We start from the raw sequence: 23,193 nt of genomic DNA, 5'->3' as shown, positions 1-23,193 counted from the left end.
GTTATCGGATTCTCGACACAACGAGCACCTATCCGAGGAGGACCGATGTTCACGACACAGCGTCCCGAGGCGCAGACGAGTCCCAGAGAGGCCCGCGCCCGATTCCGCCAGGGGCTGGTCGCGCACACCAGCGGCTGGTCCCACGGGTTCGTCCAGGCCAACCTGGTGAGCGTGCCGCGCCGCCACGCGATCGCCCTGCGCCGCTTCGCGGTCCGCAACCCGCGGGCCTGCCCCCTGCTGGACGTGGTCGCCGCCGGCGACTACTGGACCGACCTCGCCGTCGGCGCCGACCTCCGCCGCGACCTGCCCGCCTACCGGGTGTGGAGCCGCGGCGAGCTCGTCGCCGAGCCGTCGAGCGTGGTCGACTACTGGGGGAGCGACCTCGTGACGTTCCTCGTCGGGTGCACGTTCACGTTCGAGCCGTTCCTGGAGCGGGCCGGCATCCCCCTGCGCCACCTGGAGCAGGGCGTCAACGTCCCCATGTACCGCACCAACCGCAAGGCCCTGGGCGCCACGCGCTTCCGCGGCCCCGTCGTCGTCTCCATGCGGCCGGTCCCCGAGCACCTGGTCGACCTCGCCGCCGGGATCACCATGGACATGCCGTACGCCCACGGCTCGCCCGTCCACGTCGGCAGCCCCGCGGCCATCGGCATCCGCGACCTCGACCGGCCCGACTTCGGCGAGCCGGTGCGCCTGCACCCCGGCGACGTCCCGGTGTTCTGGGCCTGCGGCGTCACCCTGCAGGAGGCCGTCGTCAAGGCGAAGCTCCCGTTCGCGATCTCCCACGCGCCCGGGCACATGCTCATCACGGACCGGCGGGCCAGGCCCAACGGGACCGGCGAGATCAGGATCATCCGGTGAGCGGCGGCACGGTCACACCGCGCCCGCCGAGGCCGCGGCCGGCTCCGGGAGGCGGAACATTCCCAAAAACCGCTCCGCCATCGCCTGATCGCCCTGGACGGTGACGCGCCCGGCGTGCATCGACACGTCGAGGCTGCGCCCGCCGAGGGTGAGCCGCTTCAACGTCTCCGCGTCGGTGCGGATGACCGCGTGCGGGTGCTCGGGCCGGCCGGGCGCGAGGATCAGCTGCGCGTCGATGATCTCCGCGATGAACGGCCGGTCCCCGACCCACAGCTCGAACGCCGCGTCGAAGCCCTGCGCCGCCTGCGGCATGAACAGGCTCCGCATCGACAGGATCAGCGCGTCGGCGCCCATCGGCGCGTCGAGCGGGAACGCCGCCGACCGCGCGCCCCAGCGCAGCAGCAGCACGATCGCCCCTTCGAGCTCGCGGCCCCACTCGGTCAGCTCGTACACCTTCGACGCCGCCGGGGGCGGCAGCCGCCGCTTCCCGATCACCCCGGCGGACTCCAGCTCCCGCAGCCGCTGCGAGAGCACGTTCGCGCTCGCGCCGTGCAGGCCCGAGCGGAGGTCGGTGAAGCGCTTGGGGCCGAGCAGGAGCTCGCGGACGATGAGGAGCGACCAGCGCTCGCCGACGAGGTCGAGCGCGTGGGCCGCGGGGCAGCCTTCGCCGTAGGTGCGCACCGGTGGCCTCCAGAATTCCTGCGGGGGAGCGAACCCGCAGGTGAATCGCAATGCGGTAGTTCCCGTTCATCCTATGGTCCCGTTCCGCGAGCGACAAGTCCTGGTAAATGACCGGAAGATCTCGGAACGGTAACGTGAGGTCGGTAAAAGATGGGTTACCGAGCGCCCGTCGCGCTTGCGGCGGCGCGGATCGTGCGGCACCATTCAGGGCGTGCCTGAACTGACCGCCTCCTCGCTGATGGAGCACCACGAAGCCGCCAAGACGCTCGTCTCGCTCCTCGAAGGCAACGGCCGGTTCGTCGCCGGCGAGCCGCGATACAAGCGCGACATCACGTCCGCGCGACAGCACGCGCTCGGCCAGACGCCGACCGCCGCCGTCTTCACCTGCATCGACTCGCGCGTCACCGCTGAGTCCGTGTTCGACTGCGACTTCGGCCAGCTCCTGGTCGTGCGCACCGCCGGCCACGTGCCCGACCGGGCCGCCGTCGGCTCCCTCGAGTTCGCCGCCGCTGAACTAGGCGTCTCCCTCGTGATCGTCCTCGGGCATGAGCGCTGCGGCGCCATCAACGCCGCCCTCCACGCGGTCGAGGACGACACCCACGACCCGCGATCCGACTACCTCGTCGAGCAGCTGTGGCAGCCCGCCTCCCAGGCGCTCGCCGAGGCCTCGGAAGGCGAGGACGCGGCCCCGAAGGCCCTGCGCCTCCAGGTCCGCCGCACCGTCGCCGACCTCGGCCGCCGCGCGAACCTCGACGGCGTCCTCATCGCCGGCGCCGTCTACGACCTCGACACCGGCGAAGTGACGCTCATCGAGGAGAACTGACCGCCCGCGGCTGTCACAATCGGGGTATGAGCGACCAACCCTTGACCGGGGCCGAGATCGAACTCGCCCTCTCCGAACTGCCCGGCTGGAGCCACGAGCACGACCACCTGGTCCGCACGTGGACCTTCGACGGCCACCTCCAGGCGCTCGCCGCCGCCACCGGCGTCGGGCTCCTCTCCGAGCGCCGCAACCACCACGCCGACCTGACCATCGCCTACAACCGGCTGACGGTCTCGGTGACCTCGCACTCGGCCGGGAACAAGGTCTCCGCCAAGGACACCGACCTCGCCGGCGCGGTCGCCGAGCTCCTCGACTGAGGGCCGCACCCGCACCACCCGCCCCGCACCGGAAACCAATGTGTACGAACGGTGCGGGCGGGGAACCCCCGCGGGCAACACGACCCCGGGAGCACGTCATGGACGCTTTCGCCATCCGCCCCACCCGAGCGCACCGTCGCATGGCCCTCTACCGGCTGTCCCAGGCCCGCAGGCGCGGCGCCATCGACGACGCCGAGTACCAGCTGCGCCGCCAGCTCGCGCGCCGAGCCGAGACCCTCGCCGACCTCCAGGCGCTCCTGGAGGACTTCGCCACCGACTACGAGCAGGGCCGCGACCACTGGCGCTACGGGCGCTGGCGCCGCCCCGTGCGCGAAGGCCACGAGCTGGAGATCCAGCGCTTCATCGGCATCGCGATCATCGTCATCGCGCTCGTGGTGGTCTTCGCCGTCGTCTACGGCGTGATCGCGGTCGTCGACCGCGTGAACTGAACCGGACGGCGCTGCCGCATCGGCCTCGGCAGCGCCGCCCGGCGTCTCACTCAGGCGCGGTGAGCGCCTGAAGCTTCTCCTTGAGCCCGTCGAGGGCGTCGATGATCCACGGCATCTCCACCGGGTACCTGGACACGAGGGCCGCGAGGCGCTCGGAGTCATTCTCCCCGTAGATCCCCGTGACGGCGACCCGCACCGTCAACGACTCCGGGTCGTCGCCGAACGCGCTGCCCGGCAGGACCACGATCCCGAACCGCTCCAGCAGGACCCGCGCCAGGTCCGCACTCGTGGCGATACCCCAGCGCGCCGCCAGTGAATCCCGCAGCGGCCCGAAATCCGGCCACACGTAGAACCCGCCCTGCGGCGGGGCCACCTCGCACCCGGCTGCGGTGAACACCTCGGCGACGGCCGTCGCGACCGAGCCGTGCAGGCGCCGCGCCAGCGCCACCCGCTCGACCAGCTCCTGCGGGTCGGACCAGGCGTACGCGGCGGCGTGCTGCATCGGCATCGGCGTCGAGGACCACAGCTCGGAGGCGATGCCGCGCACCGACTCGCGCAGCCGCTCGCCCAGCGGCGAGTCGGGGAAGCGCGCCGCGCCGACCCGCCAGCCGCCGAGCGCGTAGTTCTTCGACAGGGACGTGGTGGTCACGGTCCGCTCCGGCGCCCACGCGGCGGGGGAGGGGAACGCGCCCGGCTCGAACACGAGGTCGCGGTAGATCTCGTCGGCGGCGATCACGAGGTCCAGCTCCCGCGCGGCCTCGCACAGGGCCTTGACCGACTGCTCGGAGGCGAGCCGCCCGGTCGGGTTGTCCGGCAGGGTCACCACCACGATCCGCGGGTCGCGGCCGGCCCGGCGGGCCTCGCGCACGGCGGCGGTCATGGCCTCGGCGTCGGGGACGCCGCCCTCGCCCGCGGGCACCGGCACCCGGATCGGGTCGCGGCCGAGGAGCTGCGACTGAGCCGCGTACGACACCCAGGCGGGCTTCGGCAGGACCACGTCGCCCCCGGCGGCGTGAAGGAGCGCGAACAGCAGCGGCTTGGAGCCGGGGCCCAGGAGCACCTGCTCGCCGCCGGTGGGGATCGCGCGGCGCGTCCAGTACCCGGCGGCGGCGTCGCGGGCCGCGTCGATCCCGGCCACGGGGCCGTAGGAGATCTGCCCGGCGGCCTGCACGAGGCGCTGCCTGAGCAAGGGGTGCACGGGGATTCCCGCTTCGCCGAACCCGAGCGCCAGCACCTCCTGCCCGGCGGCGCGGCGCGCGGCGATGGCTTCGTTGGCGGCGAGGGTGGCGGAGACGGTCACAGAGGACTCCTCGTTGGAACGGTGTTCGGACGGACACCACCCTCCTCTTCGGGGAGCATCATCGCAAGTATTTCTACCTTTCGCCGAGGATAAGATTTGCTTATGCTCGACGTACGCCGCCTGCGCCTCCTCTACGAGTTCGCCGCCCAGGGATCGATATCCGCAACTGCCGTGGCCACCGGCCAGACCGCCTCCGCGGTCTCACAGCAGTTGGCCGCCTTGGAGAAGGACACCGGCGTGGCCCTTCTCGAACGCACCGCCCGCTCGGCCCAGCTGACCGACGCCGGACGCCGCCTCGTCGAGCACACCGCCCGCATCCTGGAGGCCATCGACGCCGCCGAGACCGACCTCGCCGCCGAGTCCGCCGAACCGCGCGGACGCGTCACCCTCACCGCGTTCCCCACCGTCGCCGTCGCCCTGGCGGGGCCGATCGTGCGGCGCCTGCGCCGCCACCCCGAGCTCCAGATGGTGCTGCGCCAGCAGCACACCGTGTCCGAGTCGCTGGCACGCGTGCGCTCGGGCGAGATCGACCTCGCGCTCATCGACGACTGGTCGGGCCAGCGCCGCCCGGCCGCCGTCGGGCCGCTGACCTTCCACCACCTCGTGAAGGACCCGCTCGTCGCGGTCCTTCCCGCACGGCATCCCCTGGCGGAGAAGGAGGTCGTGTCGGCGCACGCGCTGGCGGGGGAGCCGTGGATCGCCTCGCCCGCGGGCGAGCCGTCGCGCTCGGCGCTCGACCGGCTGTGGCGCGCGGAGGGGATCTCCGCCCCGGTCTCGGAGTTCGAGGGCCTCGACACGATCCTCACGCTGGTCGCGAAGGGCCTCGGCGTCACCGTCGCGCCGTGGATGGCCGCGGCCGAGCGCCGCGACGTCGCCGTGCGCGCCATCGCCGAGGAGCTGCCCGGCCGCGACGTCTACGTGGTCCACCGGACGGCGTCCACGGGCCGCCCGGCCGTCATGACCGTCCTCCAGGCGCTGCACCAGGCCGCCCGCAAGCTCATGACGGCGGCCGAGCGGTTCTGATGTGTCGTACCCCCGCGGCACCCTTGCAGTAGGGGTACCGCGGTCCGACACCCCCGACCTCGGGACCGGGCGCGACGCCGCACCCCCGCGTCATCCTTGTGTGAGAGGGCAGTGGCCCGGCCTCGGCGCGCGGTCAGCCCAGATGCGAAGGCGGGTACGGCGACTCCTCGCCGTCCCACCCGCTGCCCTCGGGCTGCGGCTTCGGGCGGGGCCGCTTCGGCTCCTTCTCTTCGGGCTCCTTCGGCTTCGGCCGCCACCGCACCAGGTACGCCGCGAGCCAGGTCGTGATCGGCACGGCCGCGATGAGCCCGAGCGTGCCCGCGACCGACCTGACGATCTCCGTGGCGATGGTCTGGCTCGTGAGCACCTGCTCCAGCGGCCGGTTCGCCGCGGCGATGAGCACCAGCAGCGGCAGCGACGCGCCCGCGTACGCGAGCACCAGCGTGTTCACCACCGACGTCAGGTGGTCGCGCCCGACCCGCATGCCCGACTTGAACAGCCGCGCGTGACCCCAGCTCGGATTGGCCTTCGCGACCTCGTCCACGGTGGCCGCCTGCGAGACCGTCACGTCGTCGATGACGCCGAGCGCGCCGATGAGGATGCCCGCGAGCAGCAGCCCCGACATGTCGATCGGGTACTGGAGCGAGAGGTTCGTCGTGTTCTCGTCGAGGACCCCGTTCAGCTCCGCGAGGTTCACCGCGGCCTCCGCGAGCAGCACCGTCAGCACCAGCGAGGCGAGCGTCCCGACCACCGCCACGGTCGTCGTCCGGTTCCAGCCGTGCGAGAGGTACAGCGACACCAGCATGATCGCGGCCGCGCCGACGATCGCGACCATCACCGGCGAGGACCCGTCCAGGACCGCCGGGACCATGAACAGCAGCACGATCGCGAACGTCAGCCCCAGGCTCACCAGCGACCGCAGCCCCTTCCAGCGGCCGAACGCGACCACCGCCAGCGCGAACGCGATCACCAGCGCCCACAGCGCGCCGGCCCGGTCGTGGTCGATGACGTGGAACTGCTGGCCCGACACCGCCTCGGGCGTGTAGATGAGGATGACGTCGTCGCCCACGGCGACCACGGGCGCGCCCGGACCGCTGGGGATGTCGGTGACGACCTCCTCGCCGCTCCGGTCCCCGCTGGTGAGGCGCACGACGACCTCGCCGCACACGGTGACGACCTCGGCCTCCTCCGGCGTGCACTCGGTCTCGGCCACGGCGATCACGCGGCCGTCGACCTCGGTCCCGTACTCGTCGGTCTGCGCGTCCTCGACCCCTTGGGGCCACAGCAGGACCAGGCCCAGGATCGTGGCGACCGCGGCCGGGACCAGGATCCACAGCGCGGCGCGGGGGACGGCGTCGTCGGGGACGGCATGACTGTGACTGTGCTTCACCGGATCGTGGTTCACGTCGGTGAGCTTACGGTCCCCCGGCCGCCCGGGCGCGCAGCAGCGCGCCATGGGCGGCCACAGCGGACAATCGCTGTCAAACCGTCTCTATCACCTGCGAATGTTCTCTGTAGCGCTCCAGTCGCTTTGTGTCAGTTCGTCACACGTCTACGGGATCGACCCACCGGACCGCGGAGTAATTGCGCCACAAGTGGAGCAGTGCCGGGTCTCCGTGAACGGCGAGGTCGTCGAACGGCAGCCGGTTCCACAGCGCCAGGTACAGCAGCTCCACCGGGCCCTCGATGACGCAGTGCGGGGACTCGACCTCGCTGAACGTCACGAGCGGACCCGTGTCGGTGGGGTGCACGTACCAGTCGCCGCGTCCCGGCGGCAGATCGGTGGCGTGGATGTGGAGCACTGACGGCCGCAGTGCCCGCACCCTGCTCGACGGGCGGCCGTGGAACCCCAGCAGCAGCTCGTCGATGCCGTCGGCCGCGAAGTCGCGGCCGACCGGTGATATCTCGTCGCCTCGCGCCTGTTCGGCGTCGACGCGGTGGATGGTCGTCTCGTGGGCCTGTCTGCGGACCCAGAAGCGGCGTGAGGACTGAGCGGGGAACACCTGCCAGCACTGGAGGTCGTCGGGGGCGGCCTCCAACACGGCAGCGAGCCGCAGGAGACCCTCTCTGACCCAGTCGACCAGCAGGTCGTCATGGGGCGTGGGCCCCACGATCCGCTGGAAGTCCTGCTTGCGGGGATCGTAGGGCAGGGCTCCGCCCACGATCGCCGCCGCCCAGCGATGGACGGTCCCGATATGGGTCAAGAGATCCTTGACGATCCACCCCGGGCAGGTGGGCACAAGCGCGTTCAATGCGAGTTCCCCACCAGCGACAGCGATCCGCTCCCCTTCGGTCCGCAGCACGTTGATTTGATCGCCGATGTTCATCCCCTGAAGTTTCGCACCTGTGTCGTGAATTACGCAAGTTCGGCTCATGGACCGATACAGAAGCGTTAAACCTGCCCAGCACTGGCGAGACGGACGCGAATCGCCCTCCGGCACACGCGGAACTCCAGCGCACTCCCGTTCGGGGCGTAGGTTCGAGGGATGCAGCACCGGCTCATCGTCGTCACCGACCGGCACGGGTGCCCGCGCCCGCTGGTCGACCAGGTCGCGCTCGCGCTGCGCGGCGGACCGTTCGCACTCGTCCTGCGCGACAAGGACCTCCCGTGGGAGGAGCGCCACCGGCTGGCCGCGGAGGTCGGCATCATGGTGGCCGAGGCGGGCGGGGTCCTCATCGTCGCCGACCCCGAGGGGCCGGTCGCCGCGGCGCACCTCTCCGCGCGCCGGGCGGTGCCCGATCCGCGGCCGGTGCTCGTCGGCCGCTCCGTCCACGCCGGCGAGCCGATCGACCCCGGCCTGGACTACTGCACCTACTCCCCGGTGTGGGCCACGGACTCCAAGCCCGGGTACGGCCCGGCGGTCGGGCCCGCCGCGCTGGCCGACGTCTGCGCGGCGAGCCCGGTACCGGTGTACGCGCTCGGCGGCGTGACCGGGCCCGACCGCGCCCTCGCCGCCCGGGAGGCGGGGGCGGCGGGGGTCGCGGTCATGGGCGCGGTCATGCGCGCCGAGGAACCGGAGCACGAGATCCGCGCGCTCCGGGGCGCCCTGGTCTAGAGCCCGCTCTAGCGGTCGAGGCCGTTGGCGCCGATGACCTTCGAGTAGTACTTCGCGCTCGCCTTGGGCGTGCGCTGCTGGGTCGCGTAGTCGACGTGGACGATGCCGAACCGCTTGTCGTAGCCGAAGGCCCACTCGAAGTTGTCCATGAGGGACCAGGCGGTGTAGCCGCGCACGTCGGCGCCCGCCTCGATCGCGTCGTGGACGGCCGCGATGTGCGAGCGCAGGTAGGCGACGCGCTCGACGTCGTCGATCTCGCCGTCCGCGCCGGGCCCGGTCGGGTACGCCGCGCCGTTCTCGGTGACCATCGTGGCGACGCCGTAGTCCTTGTGGATGCGCACCAGCAGGTCGGTCAGGCCGGTCGCGTCGATCGCCCACCCCATGTCGGTGAACTCCAGGCCCTCGGGGGTCCAGCCCTCGACGCCGACGGTGCCGGGGCCGACGGGGCTCTCGGGCTCCTCGGGGTTCATGCGGAACCAGGACGGGCTGTAGTAGTTGACGCCGAGCAGGTCGATCGGCTGGTTGATCTGTGCCAGGTCGCCGTCCTGCACGAAGGACCAGTCGGTGTGCCGCCGGGTCCGCTCGATCACGTCCGCGGGGTACTCGCCGCGCAGGATCGGGTCGAAGAAGACGCGGTTGGCGATGCCGTCGACGATCCGCACCGCCTCCTCGTCGCCGCGGCAGTGCGTCGGGTTGAGCACGATCGAGACCTGGTCGGCCCCGGCGGCGCGCAGCGCCTGCACCGCCAGGCCGTGGCCGAGGTTCAGGTGGTGCACGGCCGCGAGCGCGGCGGCGGGCTCGGTGCGGCCGGGCGCGTGGTGGCCGTTGCCGTAGCCGAGGTACGCGGCGCACCACGGCTCGTTCAGGGTCCACCAGGTGTGGACGCGGTCGGAGAGGCGCGCGCCGACGATCGCGGCGTACTCGCCGAAGCGCTCGGCGGTCTCGCGCGCGGGCCAGCCGCCGCGGTCCTCGAGCGACTGCGGGAGGTCCCAGTGGTAGAGCGTCGGCATCGGCTTGATGCCGGCCGCCACGAGCTTGTCGACGAGGCGGTCGTAGAAGTCGAGGCCGGCGGGGTTGGCAGGGCCCGAGCCGTCGGGCTGGATGCGCGGCCACGCGATGGAGAACCGGTAGGTGTCGACGCCGAGGGAGGCCATGAGCGCCACGTCCTCGTCGAGCCGGTGGTAGTGGTCGCAGGCCACGGCCCCGGACTGCCCGCGCCAGGTCTTGCCCGGCGTGGCGGAGAACGTGTCCCAGATGGACGGGCCCCGGCCGTCCTCGTTCGCCGCGCCCTCGATCTGGTACGAGGCCGTCGCGGTTCCCCACAGGAATCCCTCGGGGAAGGTCAGCTGCGTCATCGGATGGCACCTTTCTCCGCCGCGCAGCCGGGTGGGGGCGCGGCGCGGATGGAAACGAGTTGCCGGGCGCTGGAATGATACGTCATTGGTATCGCTCCCATCGACCGGGTGCGGACAGATATCGATCCAATCGCACCCGGTAACGATTCAGCAATGCACACTTGACATTCAGTGTTACCCAGAGCACCATTGCCAGCGTCGCCCCAACGGCGGGTGAGGCAGTCCCTACCTGGGGCGGAAGTAGTGAGAGCGCTTCCTTTCAGGCGGGGACAGGGAGGCAGTCGGACTCGCCGGGCGCACGAAACCTGCGAAGAGAGGGAAACCCCGATGAGCAAGACCCGACGTATCTCCTGCCTAGCGGCTGCCGCCAGCGTCCTCGCGCTCGCCGCGGCGGCGTGCGGCGCTCCCGAGGAGGAGGAGAACGACCGCGGCGCCGTCCCGGACGACGCCACCGACTGCGCCAACTACGAGTCGTACGGCGACCTGGAGGGCCAGACCGTCACGGTCCTCGGCTCCATCCGCGACGCCGAGGCCGACGAGATGGTCGAGGCCTGGGAGTACTTCCAGTCCTGCACCGGCGCCACCGTCGAGTACGAGGGCACCGGCGAGTTCGAGTCCGACATGGCCGTCCGCGTCGACGGCGGCAACGCGCCCGACGTGGCGCTGTTCCCGCAGCCGGGCCTCATGTCCAACTTCACCGACACGCTGGTCCCCGCCTCGGAGGAGCTCACCGCGCTCACCACCGAGGGCTGGACCGAGGACTGGGTCAACTACGGCACCATCGACGGCACGCTGTACGCCGCGCCGCACTCCTCGAACGCGAAGTCCTTCATCTGGTACTCGCCGACCTTCTTCGCCGACAACGGCTACGAGGTCCCGGCGACCTGGGACGAGCTCATCGCCCTGTCCGACCAGATCGCCGCCGACGGCATGACCCCGTGGTGCGCCGGCTTCGAGTCCGGCGGCGCCACCGGCTGGCCGGGCACCGACTGGATCGAGGACATCGTCCTCCGCGAGAGCACCGACCTGTACGACCAGTGGGTCAGCCACGAGATCCCCTTCAACGACCCGCAAATCATCGCGGCGATCGAGAAGGCCGGCACGGTCCTCGGCAACGAGGAGTACATCTACGGCGGCACCGACACGATCAGCGCCACCGCCTTCCAGGAGGCGGGCTTCCCGATCCTCGACGGCGGCTGCGCGTTCATGCGCCAGGCGTCCTTCTACGGCGCGATGTGGCCGGCCGACACGAACGTGGCCGAGGACGGCGACGTGTTCGCGTTCCGCTTCCCGGAGACCAACGAGGGCGACAACACCATGCTCGTCGGCGGCGAGTTCGTGGCCGCGTTCTCCGACTCCGAGGCCACCGAGGCGTTCCGCCAGTTCCTCGCCTCCGAGCTCTACCACAACGCCCGTCTCCAGACCGGCCCGTGGAGCACCGCCCGCCTGGGCGTGGACCCGGCGAACGCGACGACGCCGATCAACCAGTTCGCGACCGAGATCCTGACCGACCCGGCCGTCACCGTCCGCTTCGACGGCTCGGACCTCATGCCCGGCTCGGTCGGCGCGTCCTCCTTCTGGACCGGCATCATCCAGTGGGTCGACGGCGACAAGACCGCCCAGCAGATGGCCGACGAGATCGAGGCGTCCTGGCCGTAACCGGCCGGTGCGACTGAACGAGAAGCCGAGCGGGGCCCACCGGCCCCGCTCGGCCCATTGCCCGGACACAACTGGAGCCGCTCGACGTGAACTTCTCCGCTTACATCGACCGATTCGGCCTGCTCGCCGTCGGCCTGGTCGCCTTCGCGGCGGTCCTCCTGGCCCTCTACGGCTTCGCCGAACTCGCCTCGCGACGCGACCGCAACCGCGCGGTCGCCTTCGTCTTCCTCGCCCCGGCCGTGCTCTTCCTGCTCGTCGGCCTGGTGTACCCGGCCGTGCGCACGGTCGTGATGTCGTTCTACGACGCGAAGTCCGAGAACTTCGTCGGGTTCGACAACTACGTCTGGGCCGTCACCGACCCCGACGCCCTCCAGATCCTCGTCAACACCGCCATGTGGATCGTCATCGTCCCGATGGTGTCGACCGCCCTCGGCCTGGTCTACGCCGTCCTCATCGACGGCCGCGCCGGCGAGAAGGTGTACAAGGCGCTGGTCTTCCTGCCGATGGGCATCTCCTTCGTGGGCGCCTCGATCATCTGGAAGTTCGTCTACCAGTACAACGGCGCCGGCGGGGAGCAGATCGGCCTCCTGAACCAGGTCATCGTGTGGCTCGGCGGCTCGCCGGTCAACTGGCTCAACGAGTCCCCGTGGAACAACCTGCTGCTCATGGTCGTCCTCGTGTGGATCGAGGTCGGCTTCGCCACGGTGGTGCTGTCGGCCGCCCTCAAGGGCGTGCCGACCGAGATCGTCGAGGCCGCCCGCATCGACGGCGCGAGCCCGTCCGAGATCTTCTGGAACGTCACCGTGCCGTCGATCCGCTCGGCGATCATCGTCGTCGCGGTCACGGTCTTCATCGCCACGCTGAAGCTGTTCGACATCGTCCGCGCCATGACCCAGGGCCACCACGGCACCGACGTCCTCGCGCACAACATGGTCGAGCAGGCCTTCCGCCTCTTCGAGCGCGGCCGCGGCGCCACCCTCGCCGTGCTGCTGTTCCTGCTCGTCGTCCCCGTCGTCATCTACCAGGTGCGGAACATGCGCCGACAGGAAATGGAGACCCGATGAGCACCCGCACTGCCGACCAGGCCGTCCGTATCGGCGAGACCCGCGGCGAGCGGCTGCGGCGCGTCCTCTCCAGCCGCGCCGCCAGCGTCGTCGCGGTCCTCATCGCGGCGCTGTGGACGATCCCGACGCTGGGGCTGTTCATCTCCTCGCTGCGGCCCGACGAGGACATCCGGACCACCGGCTGGTGGAACTTCTTCGCCGACCCGGGCTCGATCTCGCTCTACAACTACAACTACGTCCTGTACTCGGACTCCCAGGGCGGCGGGCTGATCATCAACCTGATCAACACCGTCGTCATCACCATCCCGGGCGTGGTCGTGCCCGTCGCGTTCGCCGCGATGGCCGCCTACGCGCTGTCGTGGATCAAGTTCCGCGGCCGCAACCTCCTGTACGTGGGCATCTTCGCCCTCCAGGTGGTGCCGCTCCAGATGGCGCTGATCCCGCTGCTGTCGATCTTCAGCTCGGGGCTCCACATCGGCGGGCTGACGCTCATCCCGGCCTGGGACCTCGAAGGGGTGAACACCATCGTCCAGGTGTGGATCGCCCACTCGATCTTCGGCCTGCCGCTGGCGATCTTCCTGCTCCACAACTTCATGCGCGAGCTGCCCGGCGACGTCATGGAGGCCGCCCGCATCGACGGCGCGAGCCACTCGCAGATCTTCCGCAAGGTCGTGCTGCCGCTGGTGACCCCGGCGATCGCGTCGATCGCGATCTTCCAGTTCCTGTGGGTGTGGAACGACTTCCTCGTCGGCCGCACCTTCGCGCCCGGCGAGGCCACGCGCCCGCTGACCGCCGTCCTCGGCGACATGGCCGGCACGTGGGGCTTCGGATGGACGCGGCTCCCGGCCGCGGCCTTCATCGCCATCATCGTGCCCCTCGTGGTGTTCCTGCTGCTCCAGCGCTACTTCGTGCGCGGGCTGCTCGCGGGCTCCGTCAAGGGCTGACGAACGCGGCGAGGCGGGGAGGGGCGCTCGCCCCTCCCCGCCTCCGCGTTACCGGGCCCCCTGCCACAGCTGCTGGAAGAAGTCCGCGTACAGGTCCGCGACGGCCTGGTTCGACACCCGCATCAGGTTGTCGTCGGCGTGCTTCATCGCGTTGCCCTGGAGGTTGTGCGTCCCGGTCCACACCACCGCGCGCCGCGTGCCGTTGAACGACGCCTCGGCGACGATGAACTTGTTCCGGTGGTCGTCGTGGACGCGCACGTTCGCCCCCCCGAGCTTGTCCTCCAGCCATCCGGGATCGCTCGTGTCGGCGTCGAGGACCACGACCCGCACCTGGCAGCCGAGCCCCTGGATCCGGTCGAGCTCCGCGCGCACCGCGGGCCGGTTCGACTGGAAGTTCGCGTGGCCCACCAGCACCCGGTCGCCCGCGGCGCACTTGGTGATCTCCGCGAGCTGCTCCGCGACCGGGTCGGGCCCGCGCGGGAACACCCACGCCCGCGCCAGGTCGCCGGTGGTCCCCTTGTTCTTGTCGGTCCAGCCGTCCCAGCTCCCGGCGTACAGCCGGCCCCAGTACGACGTGTAGAAGTCGTAGAGCTGGCGGTCGCCGTGGACGCCCAGCATGTTGTTCGCCTGCGTCGTGTGCGAGCGCACGAAGCTCAGGCTCGTCACGAAGACCTTGGGCTCGCCGTCCTTCTCGATGAGGAAGAACCGGTTGTGGTCGGGGCCCTTGCGCGTCCCGTCCGCGTTCGGCAGGCACCCGCCCTTGCACTGCTTCACCTTGATGCCCGCGGCCTTGAACTTGTCGATCACCGGGTTGTTCGCCGAGGGGTTGCCGCTGAGCTGCCCCACGACGGCCCGCACGTCGGCGCCGCGCTTCTTGGCGTTCACCATCGCGTCGGCCAGCGGCGTCACCGGCTTCGCGAGCGACCACTGGTACACGGCCGCCCGCACCGTGTCGCCCTCCCCGGTCGCGTTGATCTGCCTCACCAGCTCGTCGATGATCGTCGCGTCCTTGACGGTGCCGCCCGGATCGGTGCGGCACACGGTGTAGCTGCCCGTGCGCGTGCATCCGAGCGACGCCGCGGACGCCGGCGCCGGGACGGCGGCGGCGATCACGAGCGCGCCGGCGGTGGCCAGCGCGAGGAGGGTGCGGTTCATGCCAGGACTCCCATCGGTCGTACCTGGACATGAAGATGTCACGTCTTACGTGACGGGGGGAGACTTCTGTCGGCTATAGGACGTTCGGCGAGGTAGGGCGGTCACGGCCGTGTAATTTCCACGAGGGCGAAATAGCGCAGTTGTCAGGCGGATTCCTGGAAACGTCGGTCGGATAGCCGACGATCTCTCGACAATTGAAGGACCAACCCGGAACTCGTCGTAAGGAGAAAGCCATGAGCTCGTTCGCGGCAAGTGATCTTCCAGAGGAGTTCCGCCACTCGTTCACTGAGCAGGCGGTCCAGCAGCCCGACCACGCCGAGCCCCAGGTCCTCGCCGAGGACCAGCCCCGCCAGCCCGAGCTCGCGGGCAACGCCTGGCTCCTGCTGGGCATCCTGCTCCTGGTCGCCGTCGGCGTCCTGATGCTGCTCATCTTCGCGTCGGGCGGCAACGCCGACTCGTCGATGATGCTCTAGCGCGAGCACAGCGAGACCCCTCACTGCGGTCGCGTCCGGATGGCCGTCGCCTTCCGGCAGTGAGAAGATCGTCCACGTGGAAACCTGGCGCGGAATAGACGCGACTCCCGAGGGCTGGCCCGCATCCGTCGTGGCCGTCGGCGTGTTCGACGGCGTGCACCGCGGCCACGCCGCGCTCGTCCGCACAGCCGCGAAAGCCGCCGCCGAGCGCGAGGCCCGCTGCGTCGTCGTCACCTTCGACCCGCACCCGACCGCCGTGGTCGCGCCGCACGCCGTCCCGGCCCGGCTCGCCTCCCTCGAACGCCGCATCGAGCTGCTCGGCGCGCTCGGCGTCGACGCGGTGTGCGTGCTGCCCTTCACGAAGGAGCTCTCGAAGCTCAGTCCCGACTACTTCGTGCGGCACGTCCTCGTCGGCGCGCTGCACGCCAAGGCCGTCGTCGTGGGGGAGAACTTCCGCTTCGGCCACAAGGCCGCCGGCGACGTCGCGAAACTGGCCGAGCTCGGCGCGGAGTTCGGCTTCGAGGTGCTCCCGCAGGCGCTCACCGCCGACACCGAGGCGTACTCCTCGACCCGGGCCCGGGAGCTCGTCGCCGCCGGCGACGTGGCCGCCGCCGCCGAGGTCCTCGGCCGCGACTTCGGCGTCGAGGGCACCGTCGTCCACGGCGCCGGGCGCGGCGGGACGGCCCTGGGCTTCCCCACCGCGAACCTCGACGTCGCCGAGGGCACCGCGATCCCGGCCGACGGCGTCTACGCCGGCTGGTTCTGCCGCGACTCCCGCCGCCACCCGGCCGCGATCAGCGTCGGCACGAACCCGACCTTCGAGGGCTCCGCGCGCACCGTCGAGGCGTACCTGCTCGACTTCGACGGCGACCTCTACGGCGAGCGCGCCCGCCTCGACTTCACCGCCCGCCTGCGCGGCCAGGTCGCCTTCGACGGCGTCGAACCGCTCATCGCGCAGATCGAGACGGACGTCGCAGACACCCGCCGGGCCTTGGAGCTGGACTTATACCGGTGATACGGTATGGAGCGCAATCAAGAGACCAGCCTGCACGACACCGCGGACTGGCCTGACTCGAAAGAAGGGGTGTTCGAACATGGCGCTCGACGCTGTCAAGAAGGCCGAGATCATCAAGGAGTACGCCACCGGTGAGGGCGACTCCGGCTCGACCGACGTGCAGGTGGCGATCCTGACCCACCGCATCAAGGAGCTGACCGCTCACGTCCAGGTGCACAAGCACGACCACCACTCGCGTCGTGGTCTGCTGCTGCTGGTCGGCAAGCGCCGCCGCCTCCTCAAGTACCTGAAGAAGGAAGACATCGCGCGCTACCGCGGCCTCATCGAGCGCCTCGGCATCCGCGACAACGCCTAAGCAGCGACTTGACGAAGGGAGCGTCCCGCGAGGGGCGCTCCCTTCTCCGTACCCCCGCCCCCCAGGACGCGTTATCCCGCCTCACTTTCGCTTCGCGGCTGCCGCCGCGTCGGCCGGGTAACGTAGGGTGGGCGTTGAGCACACGCTCCACCGCAGCGCCTCGCGCGAGGCGCGGCGCGGCCCGCCTGAGACCGCACCGGTCCTCGGTAGTGGCATCCGGAACGCCCCTCGCAGCAGGGGCCCGACTCCGAGTGCTTCGATCGAAGACCGGAAAGCGTGGCGGGAAACGCGCTGTTCCGAACTACACAAGGAGATCGACACTCTATGTCCGATAACGACCGGACACCCGAGGCGTTCAACCTCGGGGATCACCACGCCACCGCCGTCATCGACAACGGCGCGTACGGCACCCGCAAGATCGTCTTCAGCACCGGCCGCCTGGCGAAGCTCGCCCAGGGCTCGGCCATCGTCCAGATGGACGACACCGTGGTCCTCTCGACCACCTCCGCGTCGAAGAACCCGAAGGACCACTTCGACTTCTTCCCGCTGACCGTCGACATCGAGGAGCGGATGTACGCCGCGGGACGCATCCCCGGCTCGTTCTTCCGCCGCGAGGGCCGTCCCAGCGAGAACGCCATCCTCATCTGCCGCCTCATCGACCGCGGCCTGCGCCCGTCCTTCGTGTCGGGCCTGCGCAACGAGGTCCAGGTCATCGGCACGATCCTGGCCGTCGACGCCAAGGACGAGTACGACGTGGTCGCCATGAACGGCGCCTCCATGTCGACGCAGCTCGCCGGGCTGCCGTTCTCGGGCCCGCTGGGCTCGACCCGCGTCGTCCTCATCGACGGCACCTGGGTCGCGTTCCCGACCCTGGAGCAGATCGAGAAGGCCACGTTCGACATGGTCGTCACCGGCCGGGTCCTCGACTCGGGCGACGTCGCCATCATGATGGTCGAGGCCGAGGCCACCGACAACACCCTCAACCTCATCGCCTCGGGCGGCACCAAGCCGACCGAGGAGGTCGTGGCCGAGGGCCTGGAGGCCGTCAAGCCGGTCATCGCCGAGCTGGTCCGCGCCCAGGCCGAGCTGGCCGCCGTCGCGGCCAAGCCCGTCGCCGACTACCCGCGCTTCCTCGACTACCAGGACGACGCGTACGCCGCCGTCGAGGCCGCCGTCTCGGCCGAGCTCGACCAGGCGCTGCAGATCGCCGACAAGACCGACCGCCAGGACGAGCTCGACCGCGTCAAGTCGGTCATGCTCGAGAAGCTCGGCGCCGACTTCGAGGGCCGCGAGGGCGAGCTGTCCGCGTCGCTCCGCTCGCTCACCAAAAAGCTGGTCCGCAAGCGCGTGATCAACGAGGGCGTCCGCATCGACGGCCGCCTGCCCGCGTACATCCGCCCGCTGGGCGCGGAGGCCGGCATCCTGCCGCGCGTCCACGGCTCGGCCCTGTTCGAGCGTGGCGAGACCCAGATCATGGGCGTCACCACGCTGAACATGCTGCGCATGGAGCAGGCCATCGACACGCTGTCGCCGGTCAGCAAGAAGCGCTACATGCACAACTACAACTTCCCGCCGTACTCGACCGGTGAGACCGGCCGCGTGGGTTCGCCCAAGCGCCGCGAGATCGGCCACGGCGCGCTCGCCGAGCGGGCGCTCGTGCCGGTGCTGCCGAGCCGCGAGGAGTTCCCGTACGCGATCCGCCAGGTCTCCGAGGCGCTGGCGTCGAACGGCTCGACCTCGATGGGCTCGGTCTGCGCGTCCACGATGTCGCTCATGAACGCCGGCGTGCCGATCAAGGCCCCCGTCGCGGGCATCGCGATGGGCCTCATCTCCGAGGAGACCGAGGAGGGCACCAAGTACGTGACCCTCACCGACATCCTCGGCGCCGAGGACGCTTACGGCGACATGGACTTCAAGGTCGCCGGCACCGCCGAGTTCGTGACGGCCCTCCAGCTGGACACCAAGCTCGACGGCCTGCCGTCGGACGTGCTGGCGCAGGCGCTCCAGCAGGCCAACGACGCCCGCAACGCGATCCTCGACGTCATGCTCGACGCGATCAGCGAGCCGGGCGAGCTGGCGAGCACCGCGCCGCGGATCACGACCCTGAAGATCCCGGTCGACAAGATCGGCGCGATCATCGGCCCGAAGGGCCAGACGATCAACCAGATCCAGGACGACACGGGCGCGGACATCACCGTCGAGGACGACGGCACGATCTACGTGTCGGCGGAGAACGGCGAGGCCGCTCAGGCCGCGGTCGAGACGATCAACGCGATCGCGAACCCGACCCTCCCGAACGTGGGGGACCGGTTCCTGGGCACGGTCGTCAAGACCACCGACTTCGGCGCGTTCATCTCGCTGGTGCCGGGCCGCGACGGCCTCCTGCACATCTCGAAGGTCGGCGACGGCAAGCGCGTCGAGCGGGTCGAGGACGTCCTGGGCGTCGGCGACAAGATCGAGGTCGAGATCGGCGACATCGACAACCGCGGCAAGATCTACCTCGACAAGGTCTACCCGGAGGGCGAGGAGCCCGAGGGGTACAAGAAGGGCCGCCCGGCCGAGCGCAAGGAGTCCCGCGGCGAGCGGGGCGACCGCGGCGACCGCGGCCCCCGTCGCGACCGCGAGCGCTCCGGCGAGCGCGGTGGCGAGCGTCGCGACCGGCCCGAGCGGGGCGAGCGCTCTGAGCGCCCCGAGCGCGCCGCCGAGGGCGGGGACGGCGAGCGCCGCCGCCGCCGCACCCGCCGCACTGACGACGCCGGAGGCTCGGAAGAGTAGATGAGTCGCTCCCAGACTCGCACGCTCATAGACGACCCGCTGGGCGGCACGGTCAAGCTGACCGTGCTGCCCGGCGGTTTGCGTGTGCTGACCGAAACCGTCCCCACCATGCGCTCGGCCTCGGTCGGCGTGTGGGTCGGGGTGGGGGCCCGCGACGAGGCCCCCGAGCTCGCCGGCGTCTCGCACTTCCTGGAGCACTTGCTGTTCAAGGGCACCGCGAAGCGCACGGCCACGGAGATCGCCGAGGTGATCGAGGCCGTGGGCGGGGAGTCGAACGCGTACACCGCGCGGGAGCTGACGTGCTTCTACGCGCGGGTGCTCGACGACGACCTGCCGATGGCGGTCGACGTCCTCGGCGACGCCATGTGCTCCTCGCTGGTGACCCCCGCCGACGTCGAGGTCGAGCGCGACGTGATCCTGGAGGAGATCGCCGCGTCGGCCGACGAGCCGTCCGACGTCGTCCACGAGCTGTTCTCGCAGGCGCTGTTCGGCTCCGGCCCGCTCGGGCGCGACATCGCGGGCGACCCGAAGACCGTGCGCGCGCTGACCCGCGCGCAGATCAACGACTTCTACCGGCACCACTACCAGGCCCCGAACCTGACGGTGTGCGCCGCGGGCGGCGTCGACCACGGCGAGACCGTGAAACTCGTGCAGGAGGCGTTCGGCCCCCTGCTGGGCGGCACGGCCGTGCCGCGGCAGCGCCGCCACGACGAGTCGGTCCTGGCGGCGCCGCGGCCGCTCCTGGTGGAGCGCCACGACACCGAGCAGGCGCACCTGGTGGTCGGCTGCCGCACGTTCTCGCGGCACGACCCCCGCAAGGACGCCTTCGAGGTCCTCAACAACGTCCTCGGCGGCGGCATGTCCTCGCGGCTGTTCCAGTCGGTGCGCGAGAAGCGCGGCCTGGCGTACACGGTGTACTCGTTCACCTCGTACTTCGCGGACACGGGCATGTTCGGCGTCTACGCCGGCTCCAACCCCGACAAGGTCCACCAGGTGCGCGAGCTCGTGAACGCGGAGCTGGAGCGGATCGCCTCCGAGGGGATCACCGACGACGAGCTCGTGCGCGGCAAGGGCATGAGCCGCGGCGGCATGGTGCTGTCGATGGAGGACTCCGGTTCGCGCATGAACGCGCTGGGCCGGGCCGAGCTGCTGTACGGCGAGCACCTGAGCCTGGAGCGGGAGCTGGCGGACATCGAGGCGGTCACGTCCGAGCAGATCCGCTCGGTGGCCGCGGAGATCCTGTCGCAGCCGATGACCACCGCGGCCGTGGGGCCGTTCGACCAGAAGGACTTCCGATGATCAGGGTCGGCGTACTCGGCGCCCGGGGCCGCATGGGCCGGGCGGCGTGCGAGGCGGTCGACGCCGCGGACGACATGGAGCTGACGGCCACGGTGGGCCGCGACGAGTCCCTGGACAAGGTCGCCGGCGTCGACGTGGTCGTGGACTTCACCCTGCCGGGCGTCGTCATGGACAACCTGGCCTGGTGCACCGACCGCGGCATCCACACGGTCGTCGGCGTCTCCGGGTTCGACGCGAAGCGCCTGGACGCGGCCCGGGAGATCCTCGCGGCCGACCCCGAGGTCGGTTCGGTGATCGCCCCGAACTTCGGGATCGGCGCGGTCCTGATGATGCAGTTCGCGGCGAAGGCCGCCAAGCACTTCGACTCGGCGGAGATCATCGAGGCGCACCACCCGCGCAAGGTGGACGCGCCCTCGGGCACGGCGGTGCACACGGCGCGGCTCATCGCCGCGGCGCGCGCGGACGCCGGGCTCGACGCGATGCCGGACGCGACCGAGACGGACCCGCAGGGCGCGCGCGGCGCCGACGTCGACGGCGTGCACATCCACGCGGTCCGCTCGGCGGGGTACGTCGCGAGCCAGGAGGTCCGCTTCGGCGGGCCCGGCGAGCGGTTCGTCATCTCGCACGACTCGCTCGACCGGGAGTCGTTCATGCCGGGCGTGCTGCTGGCGATCCGCGAGGTCGTCAAGCGCCCGGGCCTGACCGTGGGCCTCGACGACCTGCTCGATTGAACCGACTCGACACGCATGAAGGCGCCCGCCGGAAACGGCGGGCGCCTTCGCGTCTGCGCGTTACTCGGCGGCGGTGCCGGTGTCGGACACGGCCGCGTCCTCCTCCTCGGCCTGCGGGGTCGGGCTGGTGGTCGGCTCGGCGCCGCCCTGGCCGCCGTCGGTCGTCGGGGCCTCGCTCGGCGTGGAGGCGTCGGAGCTGGGGGAGGTGGACTCGCTCGGCTCGGGTTCGCCGGACGGCGCGTCGGAGGTGGGCGCGTCGGTCGGCGCCTCGGAGGCGCTCTCGCTCGGGTCGGCGGAGTCGGTCGAGGTCGGGTCCGTCGTCTCGGTCGGGGTCTCGCTGACGGTGGTCTGCGTGTCGTCGCCGATGAAGCGGCCGGGGTCGCCGGTGAAGACGCCGAGGAGGAACAGCGTGCCGACGGTGATGCCGAAGACGAGGACGCTGGAGACGAGGATCGCGATCAGGGTGCGCTTGCGCGACTGGGACCGCGTGACGTGGCCTTCGGGTTCGAGGTCGGGGACGTGCATCGGGACGGTGTCGTCCTGCGTCGAGTGGAGCTGGTCGGCCTCGGGGACCTTCGCGGTGGCGGTGGCGCCGCCGGGTTCGAGCTCGACCGTGGCCGCGGTGGCCTTGCCGCGCGCGGTGGGGGCCATGGCCGCGATCTGGGTCTTGATCCGCTCGCCGGTGCTGCGCATCGCCCGGAGGATGAGGACGGCGCCGATGGAGGAGCAGATGCTGAGCACCGCGGTGCCCGCGACCGTGCCCCAGATGTTGAGGAGTTTCGCAAGGAGCGCGCCGACGACGGTCGCTCCCGCTGCGGCCAGGACCTGACCGATGCTCAACTCCAGGCCGGGCTCTTTCTCCTTGCGGCCCTTGCTCTCCGAGCGGTACTGAGTCAACGGCCCTCCCCCTGGGCGTTATCGATCCGTGATGCGGGCGGACTCACCAGGATACGGGCCGTGCACGGGACGACTACGGTTTGTGCCCGAACTAACGGGACCCGCGGGCGGTGCCGGTGGAGTGCCGCCGCAGGGCCCGCCACTGCCACAGCCACAGCAGCGCGACGACGGCGGCGAGGGTCGCGACGCCCGCCGCGGCGAACGCCCAGCCGTTGCGCTCGACCGCGGTCGCGCGCAGCTCGTAGTCCTCGCCCGGGGCCATCGTCCAGGTGACGGTGCGGCCGTCGAGCTCCCCGTTGTGGTCGGTGACCCGGGCCGGGAAGTTCACGCTGATGAGGATCTCGGCGTCCTCGAACGCCTCCGGGTCGATGAACCCGGCCGCGCGCAGGTCCCAGTACCCCTCGAGCCCGTACTCGCGCCCCTCGTGGGAGATGCGCAGGTATCCCCACTCGTCGCCGCCGAACTCCGCGAAGTCGGACAGCGGCCGGTCGGTGAACGTCGCGGTCTGCCCCTGGAAGCCGTCCTCGGTGTACGGGGTCCGCTCGGTGCCGGGCACGCCGTCGAGGAGCGCGTCCAGGAACGCGTCGAGCTCCGACCGGTTCAGGCCCTCGTCCTGCGCCCGCTCCAGGAACTCCTCGCTCCACGCCGCGGTGAACTCCCCGCCCACCGTGTCGTCGGGCCGGACCTCTAGCCCCAGGTCGAGCCGTACGCACCCGGAGGCCGCGACCAGCAGTCCCACCGCGGCCGCCGCCCCGAGCACCCGGCGCGCATGTACTCCCAGCATGGTCCGAGCCTAAGCCCGTGAATCGGACGAAACAGCGCTTTCGCGCACGCGAGGCCGCGAATTGTCGGACCCCCGTGCCAGGGTGTCGACCCGGGGCCCTGCGAACGGGAGTCCCCGGCTCCGCCCCTGCCCGCGAACCGGCGGCGAGGCGACCACCGCGGCCCGCCGGAGCCGCCG

The 23,193-nt window shown here is 71.1% G+C and carries 23 protein-coding genes; 15 read left to right on the top strand and 8 right to left on the bottom strand.

What is annotated here, in order from left to right; all coding sequences use genetic code 11:
• The first annotated feature begins 45 nt into the window (after positions 1–45).
• Positions 46–861, top strand: a complete 816-nt coding sequence (locus ABD419_RS10750; RefSeq protein WP_344485748.1) for a putative hydro-lyase — start codon at positions 46–48, stop codon at positions 859–861.
• 12 nt (positions 862–873) lie between these two features.
• Here ABD419_RS10750 and ABD419_RS10745 read toward each other — a convergent pair whose 3' ends face one another.
• A complete protein-coding gene (locus tag ABD419_RS10745; RefSeq protein ID WP_344485745.1) occupies positions 874–1,542 on the bottom strand; it encodes a winged helix-turn-helix transcriptional regulator in 669 nt (222 codons plus the stop codon).
• 211 nt (positions 1,543–1,753) lie between these two features.
• Between ABD419_RS10745 and ABD419_RS10740 the strand changes: the two genes are divergently transcribed.
• The 3 genes from ABD419_RS10740 to ABD419_RS10730 all read left to right on the top strand — a co-directional run bounded on the left by ABD419_RS10740 (position 1,754) and on the right by ABD419_RS10730 (position 3,131).
• Positions 1,754–2,365, top strand: coding sequence for a carbonic anhydrase (locus ABD419_RS10740; protein WP_344485742.1), 612 nt, complete (start codon positions 1,754–1,756; stop codon positions 2,363–2,365).
• Positions 2,366–2,391: 26 nt separating this feature from the next.
• Positions 2,392–2,682, top strand: a complete 291-nt coding sequence (locus tag ABD419_RS10735) for a 4a-hydroxytetrahydrobiopterin dehydratase (RefSeq protein WP_344485739.1) — start codon at positions 2,392–2,394, stop codon at positions 2,680–2,682.
• 98 nt (positions 2,683–2,780) lie between these two features.
• Positions 2,781–3,131, top strand: a complete 351-nt coding sequence (locus ABD419_RS10730; protein ID WP_344485736.1) for a DUF1707 domain-containing protein — start codon at positions 2,781–2,783, stop codon at positions 3,129–3,131.
• 46 nt (positions 3,132–3,177) lie between these two features.
• Here the strand turns inward: ABD419_RS10730 and ABD419_RS10725 are convergent, their stop codons facing one another.
• Complete coding sequence (locus ABD419_RS10725; RefSeq protein ID WP_344485734.1) at positions 3,178–4,431, bottom strand: pyridoxal phosphate-dependent aminotransferase; 1,254 nt, start codon at positions 4,429–4,431, stop codon at positions 3,178–3,180.
• 102 nt (positions 4,432–4,533) lie between these two features.
• Between ABD419_RS10725 and ABD419_RS10720 the strand changes: the two genes are divergently transcribed.
• Entirely contained in the window at positions 4,534–5,454 is a 921-nt protein-coding gene (locus ABD419_RS10720; protein WP_344485731.1) for a LysR family transcriptional regulator, read from the top strand.
• A 133-nt stretch (positions 5,455–5,587) separates the two neighbouring features.
• Here ABD419_RS10720 and ABD419_RS10715 read toward each other — a convergent pair whose 3' ends face one another.
• Both ABD419_RS10715 and ABD419_RS10710 read right to left on the bottom strand, forming a co-directional pair.
• Positions 5,588–6,859, bottom strand: coding sequence for a YibE/F family protein (locus tag ABD419_RS10715; RefSeq protein WP_344485728.1), 1,272 nt, complete (start codon positions 6,857–6,859; stop codon positions 5,588–5,590).
• Between the two features lie 139 nt (positions 6,860–6,998).
• Positions 6,999–7,781, bottom strand: coding sequence for a maleylpyruvate isomerase family mycothiol-dependent enzyme (locus ABD419_RS10710; protein WP_344485725.1), 783 nt, complete (start codon positions 7,779–7,781; stop codon positions 6,999–7,001).
• Positions 7,782–7,940: 159 nt separating this feature from the next.
• On the opposite strand from ABD419_RS10710, the gene ABD419_RS10705 reads away from it, so the two are divergent.
• Positions 7,941–8,510: a thiamine phosphate synthase gene (locus tag ABD419_RS10705; RefSeq protein WP_344485724.1), complete on the top strand. Its 570-nt coding sequence runs from the start codon at positions 7,941–7,943 to the stop codon at positions 8,508–8,510.
• Between the two features lie 8 nt (positions 8,511–8,518).
• On the opposite strand, the gene ABD419_RS10700 is transcribed toward ABD419_RS10705, so the two are convergent.
• Positions 8,519–9,865 (bottom strand): GH1 family beta-glucosidase, encoded by a 1,347-nt coding sequence (locus ABD419_RS10700; protein ID WP_344485722.1) that lies wholly within the window; start codon positions 9,863–9,865, stop codon positions 8,519–8,521.
• A 327-nt stretch (positions 9,866–10,192) separates the two neighbouring features.
• Between ABD419_RS10700 and ABD419_RS10695 the strand changes: the two genes are divergently transcribed.
• From ABD419_RS10695 to ABD419_RS10685, 3 genes are all read left to right on the top strand, one after another.
• Positions 10,193–11,524 (top strand): ABC transporter substrate-binding protein, encoded by a 1,332-nt coding sequence (locus ABD419_RS10695; RefSeq protein WP_344485719.1) that lies wholly within the window; start codon positions 10,193–10,195, stop codon positions 11,522–11,524.
• Positions 11,525–11,610: 86 nt separating this feature from the next.
• Complete coding sequence (locus ABD419_RS10690; RefSeq protein ID WP_344485716.1) at positions 11,611–12,588, top strand: carbohydrate ABC transporter permease; 978 nt, start codon at positions 11,611–11,613, stop codon at positions 12,586–12,588.
• The gene (locus tag ABD419_RS10685) at positions 12,585–13,532 is read left to right on the top strand and encodes a carbohydrate ABC transporter permease (RefSeq protein ID WP_344485713.1); all 948 of its coding nucleotides are present in this window, start codon (positions 12,585–12,587) and stop codon (positions 13,530–13,532) included. The genes ABD419_RS10690 and ABD419_RS10685 overlap by 4 nt, the downstream gene beginning before the upstream one ends.
• 48 nt (positions 13,533–13,580) lie before the next feature.
• Here the strand turns inward: ABD419_RS10685 and ABD419_RS10680 are convergent, their stop codons facing one another.
• The gene (locus tag ABD419_RS10680; RefSeq protein ID WP_344485710.1) at positions 13,581–14,687 is read right to left on the bottom strand and encodes a phospholipase D-like domain-containing protein; all 1,107 of its coding nucleotides are present in this window, start codon (positions 14,685–14,687) and stop codon (positions 13,581–13,583) included.
• A gap of 233 nt (positions 14,688–14,920) precedes the next feature.
• Between ABD419_RS10680 and ABD419_RS10675 the strand changes: the two genes are divergently transcribed.
• The 6 genes from ABD419_RS10675 (at position 14,921) to dapB (ending at position 21,335) form a co-directional block, all read left to right on the top strand.
• Positions 14,921–15,160: a hypothetical protein gene (locus ABD419_RS10675; protein ID WP_344485707.1), complete on the top strand. Its 240-nt coding sequence runs from the start codon at positions 14,921–14,923 to the stop codon at positions 15,158–15,160.
• A 76-nt stretch (positions 15,161–15,236) separates the two neighbouring features.
• Positions 15,237–16,175 (top strand): bifunctional riboflavin kinase/FAD synthetase, encoded by a 939-nt coding sequence (locus ABD419_RS10670; protein WP_344485704.1) that lies wholly within the window; start codon positions 15,237–15,239, stop codon positions 16,173–16,175.
• A gap of 79 nt (positions 16,176–16,254) precedes the next feature.
• Positions 16,255–16,530 (top strand): 30S ribosomal protein S15, encoded by a 276-nt coding sequence (gene rpsO, locus ABD419_RS10665; RefSeq protein ID WP_344485701.1) that lies wholly within the window; start codon positions 16,255–16,257, stop codon positions 16,528–16,530.
• Between the two features lie 324 nt (positions 16,531–16,854).
• Positions 16,855–19,305, top strand: a complete 2,451-nt coding sequence (locus tag ABD419_RS10660; RefSeq protein WP_344485698.1) for a polyribonucleotide nucleotidyltransferase — start codon at positions 16,855–16,857, stop codon at positions 19,303–19,305.
• The gene (locus ABD419_RS10655) at positions 19,306–20,604 is read left to right on the top strand and encodes a M16 family metallopeptidase (RefSeq protein WP_344485695.1); all 1,299 of its coding nucleotides are present in this window, start codon (positions 19,306–19,308) and stop codon (positions 20,602–20,604) included. It begins immediately after the preceding gene.
• Positions 20,601–21,335: a 4-hydroxy-tetrahydrodipicolinate reductase gene (gene dapB / locus ABD419_RS10650; RefSeq protein ID WP_344485693.1), complete on the top strand. Its 735-nt coding sequence runs from the start codon at positions 20,601–20,603 to the stop codon at positions 21,333–21,335. Before ABD419_RS10655 ends, dapB begins: the two co-directional genes overlap by 4 nt.
• Positions 21,336–21,395: 60 nt before the next feature.
• On the opposite strand, the gene ABD419_RS10645 is transcribed toward dapB, so the two are convergent.
• Together ABD419_RS10645 and ABD419_RS10640 are read right to left on the bottom strand one after the other, a co-directional pair.
• Positions 21,396–22,232, bottom strand: a complete 837-nt coding sequence (locus tag ABD419_RS10645) for a hypothetical protein (RefSeq protein ID WP_344485690.1) — start codon at positions 22,230–22,232, stop codon at positions 21,396–21,398.
• Between the two features lie 91 nt (positions 22,233–22,323).
• Positions 22,324–23,016: an LppM family (lipo)protein gene (locus ABD419_RS10640; protein ID WP_344485687.1), complete on the bottom strand. Its 693-nt coding sequence runs from the start codon at positions 23,014–23,016 to the stop codon at positions 22,324–22,326.
• Between the last annotated feature and the right edge of the window lie 177 nt (positions 23,017–23,193).

It is taken from the genome of Glycomyces endophyticus (assembly GCF_039531525.1).
GTDB lineage: Bacteria > Actinomycetota > Actinomycetes > Mycobacteriales > Micromonosporaceae > Glycomyces > Glycomyces endophyticus.
Note: the sequence above shows the minus strand (reverse complement) of the source record. Positions and strands in the feature narration are given on the sequence as shown.

What these genes read in the sequence shown, in the direction of transcription:
- ABD419_RS10750 (WP_344485748.1), top strand. Translation starts at nt 46, where the DNA reads ATGTTCACGACACAGCGTCCCGAGGCGCAGACGAGTCCCAGAGAGGCC.
- ABD419_RS10705 (WP_344485724.1), top strand. Translation starts at nt 7,941, where the DNA reads ATGCAGCACCGGCTCATCGTCGTCACCGACCGGCACGGGTGCCCGCGC.
- ABD419_RS10680 (WP_344485710.1), bottom strand. Translation starts at nt 14,687, where the DNA reads ATGAACCGCACCCTCCTCGCGCTGGCCACCGCCGGCGCGCTCGTGATC.
- ABD419_RS10735 (WP_344485739.1), top strand. Translation starts at nt 2,392, where the DNA reads ATGAGCGACCAACCCTTGACCGGGGCCGAGATCGAACTCGCCCTCTCC.
- ABD419_RS10655 (WP_344485695.1), top strand. Translation starts at nt 19,306, where the DNA reads ATGAGTCGCTCCCAGACTCGCACGCTCATAGACGACCCGCTGGGCGGC.
- ABD419_RS10720 (WP_344485731.1), top strand. Translation starts at nt 4,534, where the DNA reads ATGCTCGACGTACGCCGCCTGCGCCTCCTCTACGAGTTCGCCGCCCAG.
- ABD419_RS10695 (WP_344485719.1), top strand. Translation starts at nt 10,193, where the DNA reads ATGAGCAAGACCCGACGTATCTCCTGCCTAGCGGCTGCCGCCAGCGTC.
- ABD419_RS10710 (WP_344485725.1), bottom strand. Translation starts at nt 7,781, where the DNA reads ATGAACATCGGCGATCAAATCAACGTGCTGCGGACCGAAGGGGAGCGG.
- ABD419_RS10700 (WP_344485722.1), bottom strand. Translation starts at nt 9,865, where the DNA reads ATGACGCAGCTGACCTTCCCCGAGGGATTCCTGTGGGGAACCGCGACG.
- ABD419_RS10685 (WP_344485713.1), top strand. Translation starts at nt 12,585, where the DNA reads ATGAGCACCCGCACTGCCGACCAGGCCGTCCGTATCGGCGAGACCCGC.
- rpsO (WP_344485701.1), top strand. Translation starts at nt 16,255, where the DNA reads ATGGCGCTCGACGCTGTCAAGAAGGCCGAGATCATCAAGGAGTACGCC.
- ABD419_RS10640 (WP_344485687.1), bottom strand. Translation starts at nt 23,016, where the DNA reads ATGCTGGGAGTACATGCGCGCCGGGTGCTCGGGGCGGCGGCCGCGGTG.
- ABD419_RS10730 (WP_344485736.1), top strand. Translation starts at nt 2,781, where the DNA reads ATGGACGCTTTCGCCATCCGCCCCACCCGAGCGCACCGTCGCATGGCC.
- dapB (WP_344485693.1), top strand. Translation starts at nt 20,601, where the DNA reads ATGATCAGGGTCGGCGTACTCGGCGCCCGGGGCCGCATGGGCCGGGCG.
- ABD419_RS10660 (WP_344485698.1), top strand. Translation starts at nt 16,855, where the DNA reads ATGTCCGATAACGACCGGACACCCGAGGCGTTCAACCTCGGGGATCAC.
- ABD419_RS10675 (WP_344485707.1), top strand. Translation starts at nt 14,921, where the DNA reads ATGAGCTCGTTCGCGGCAAGTGATCTTCCAGAGGAGTTCCGCCACTCG.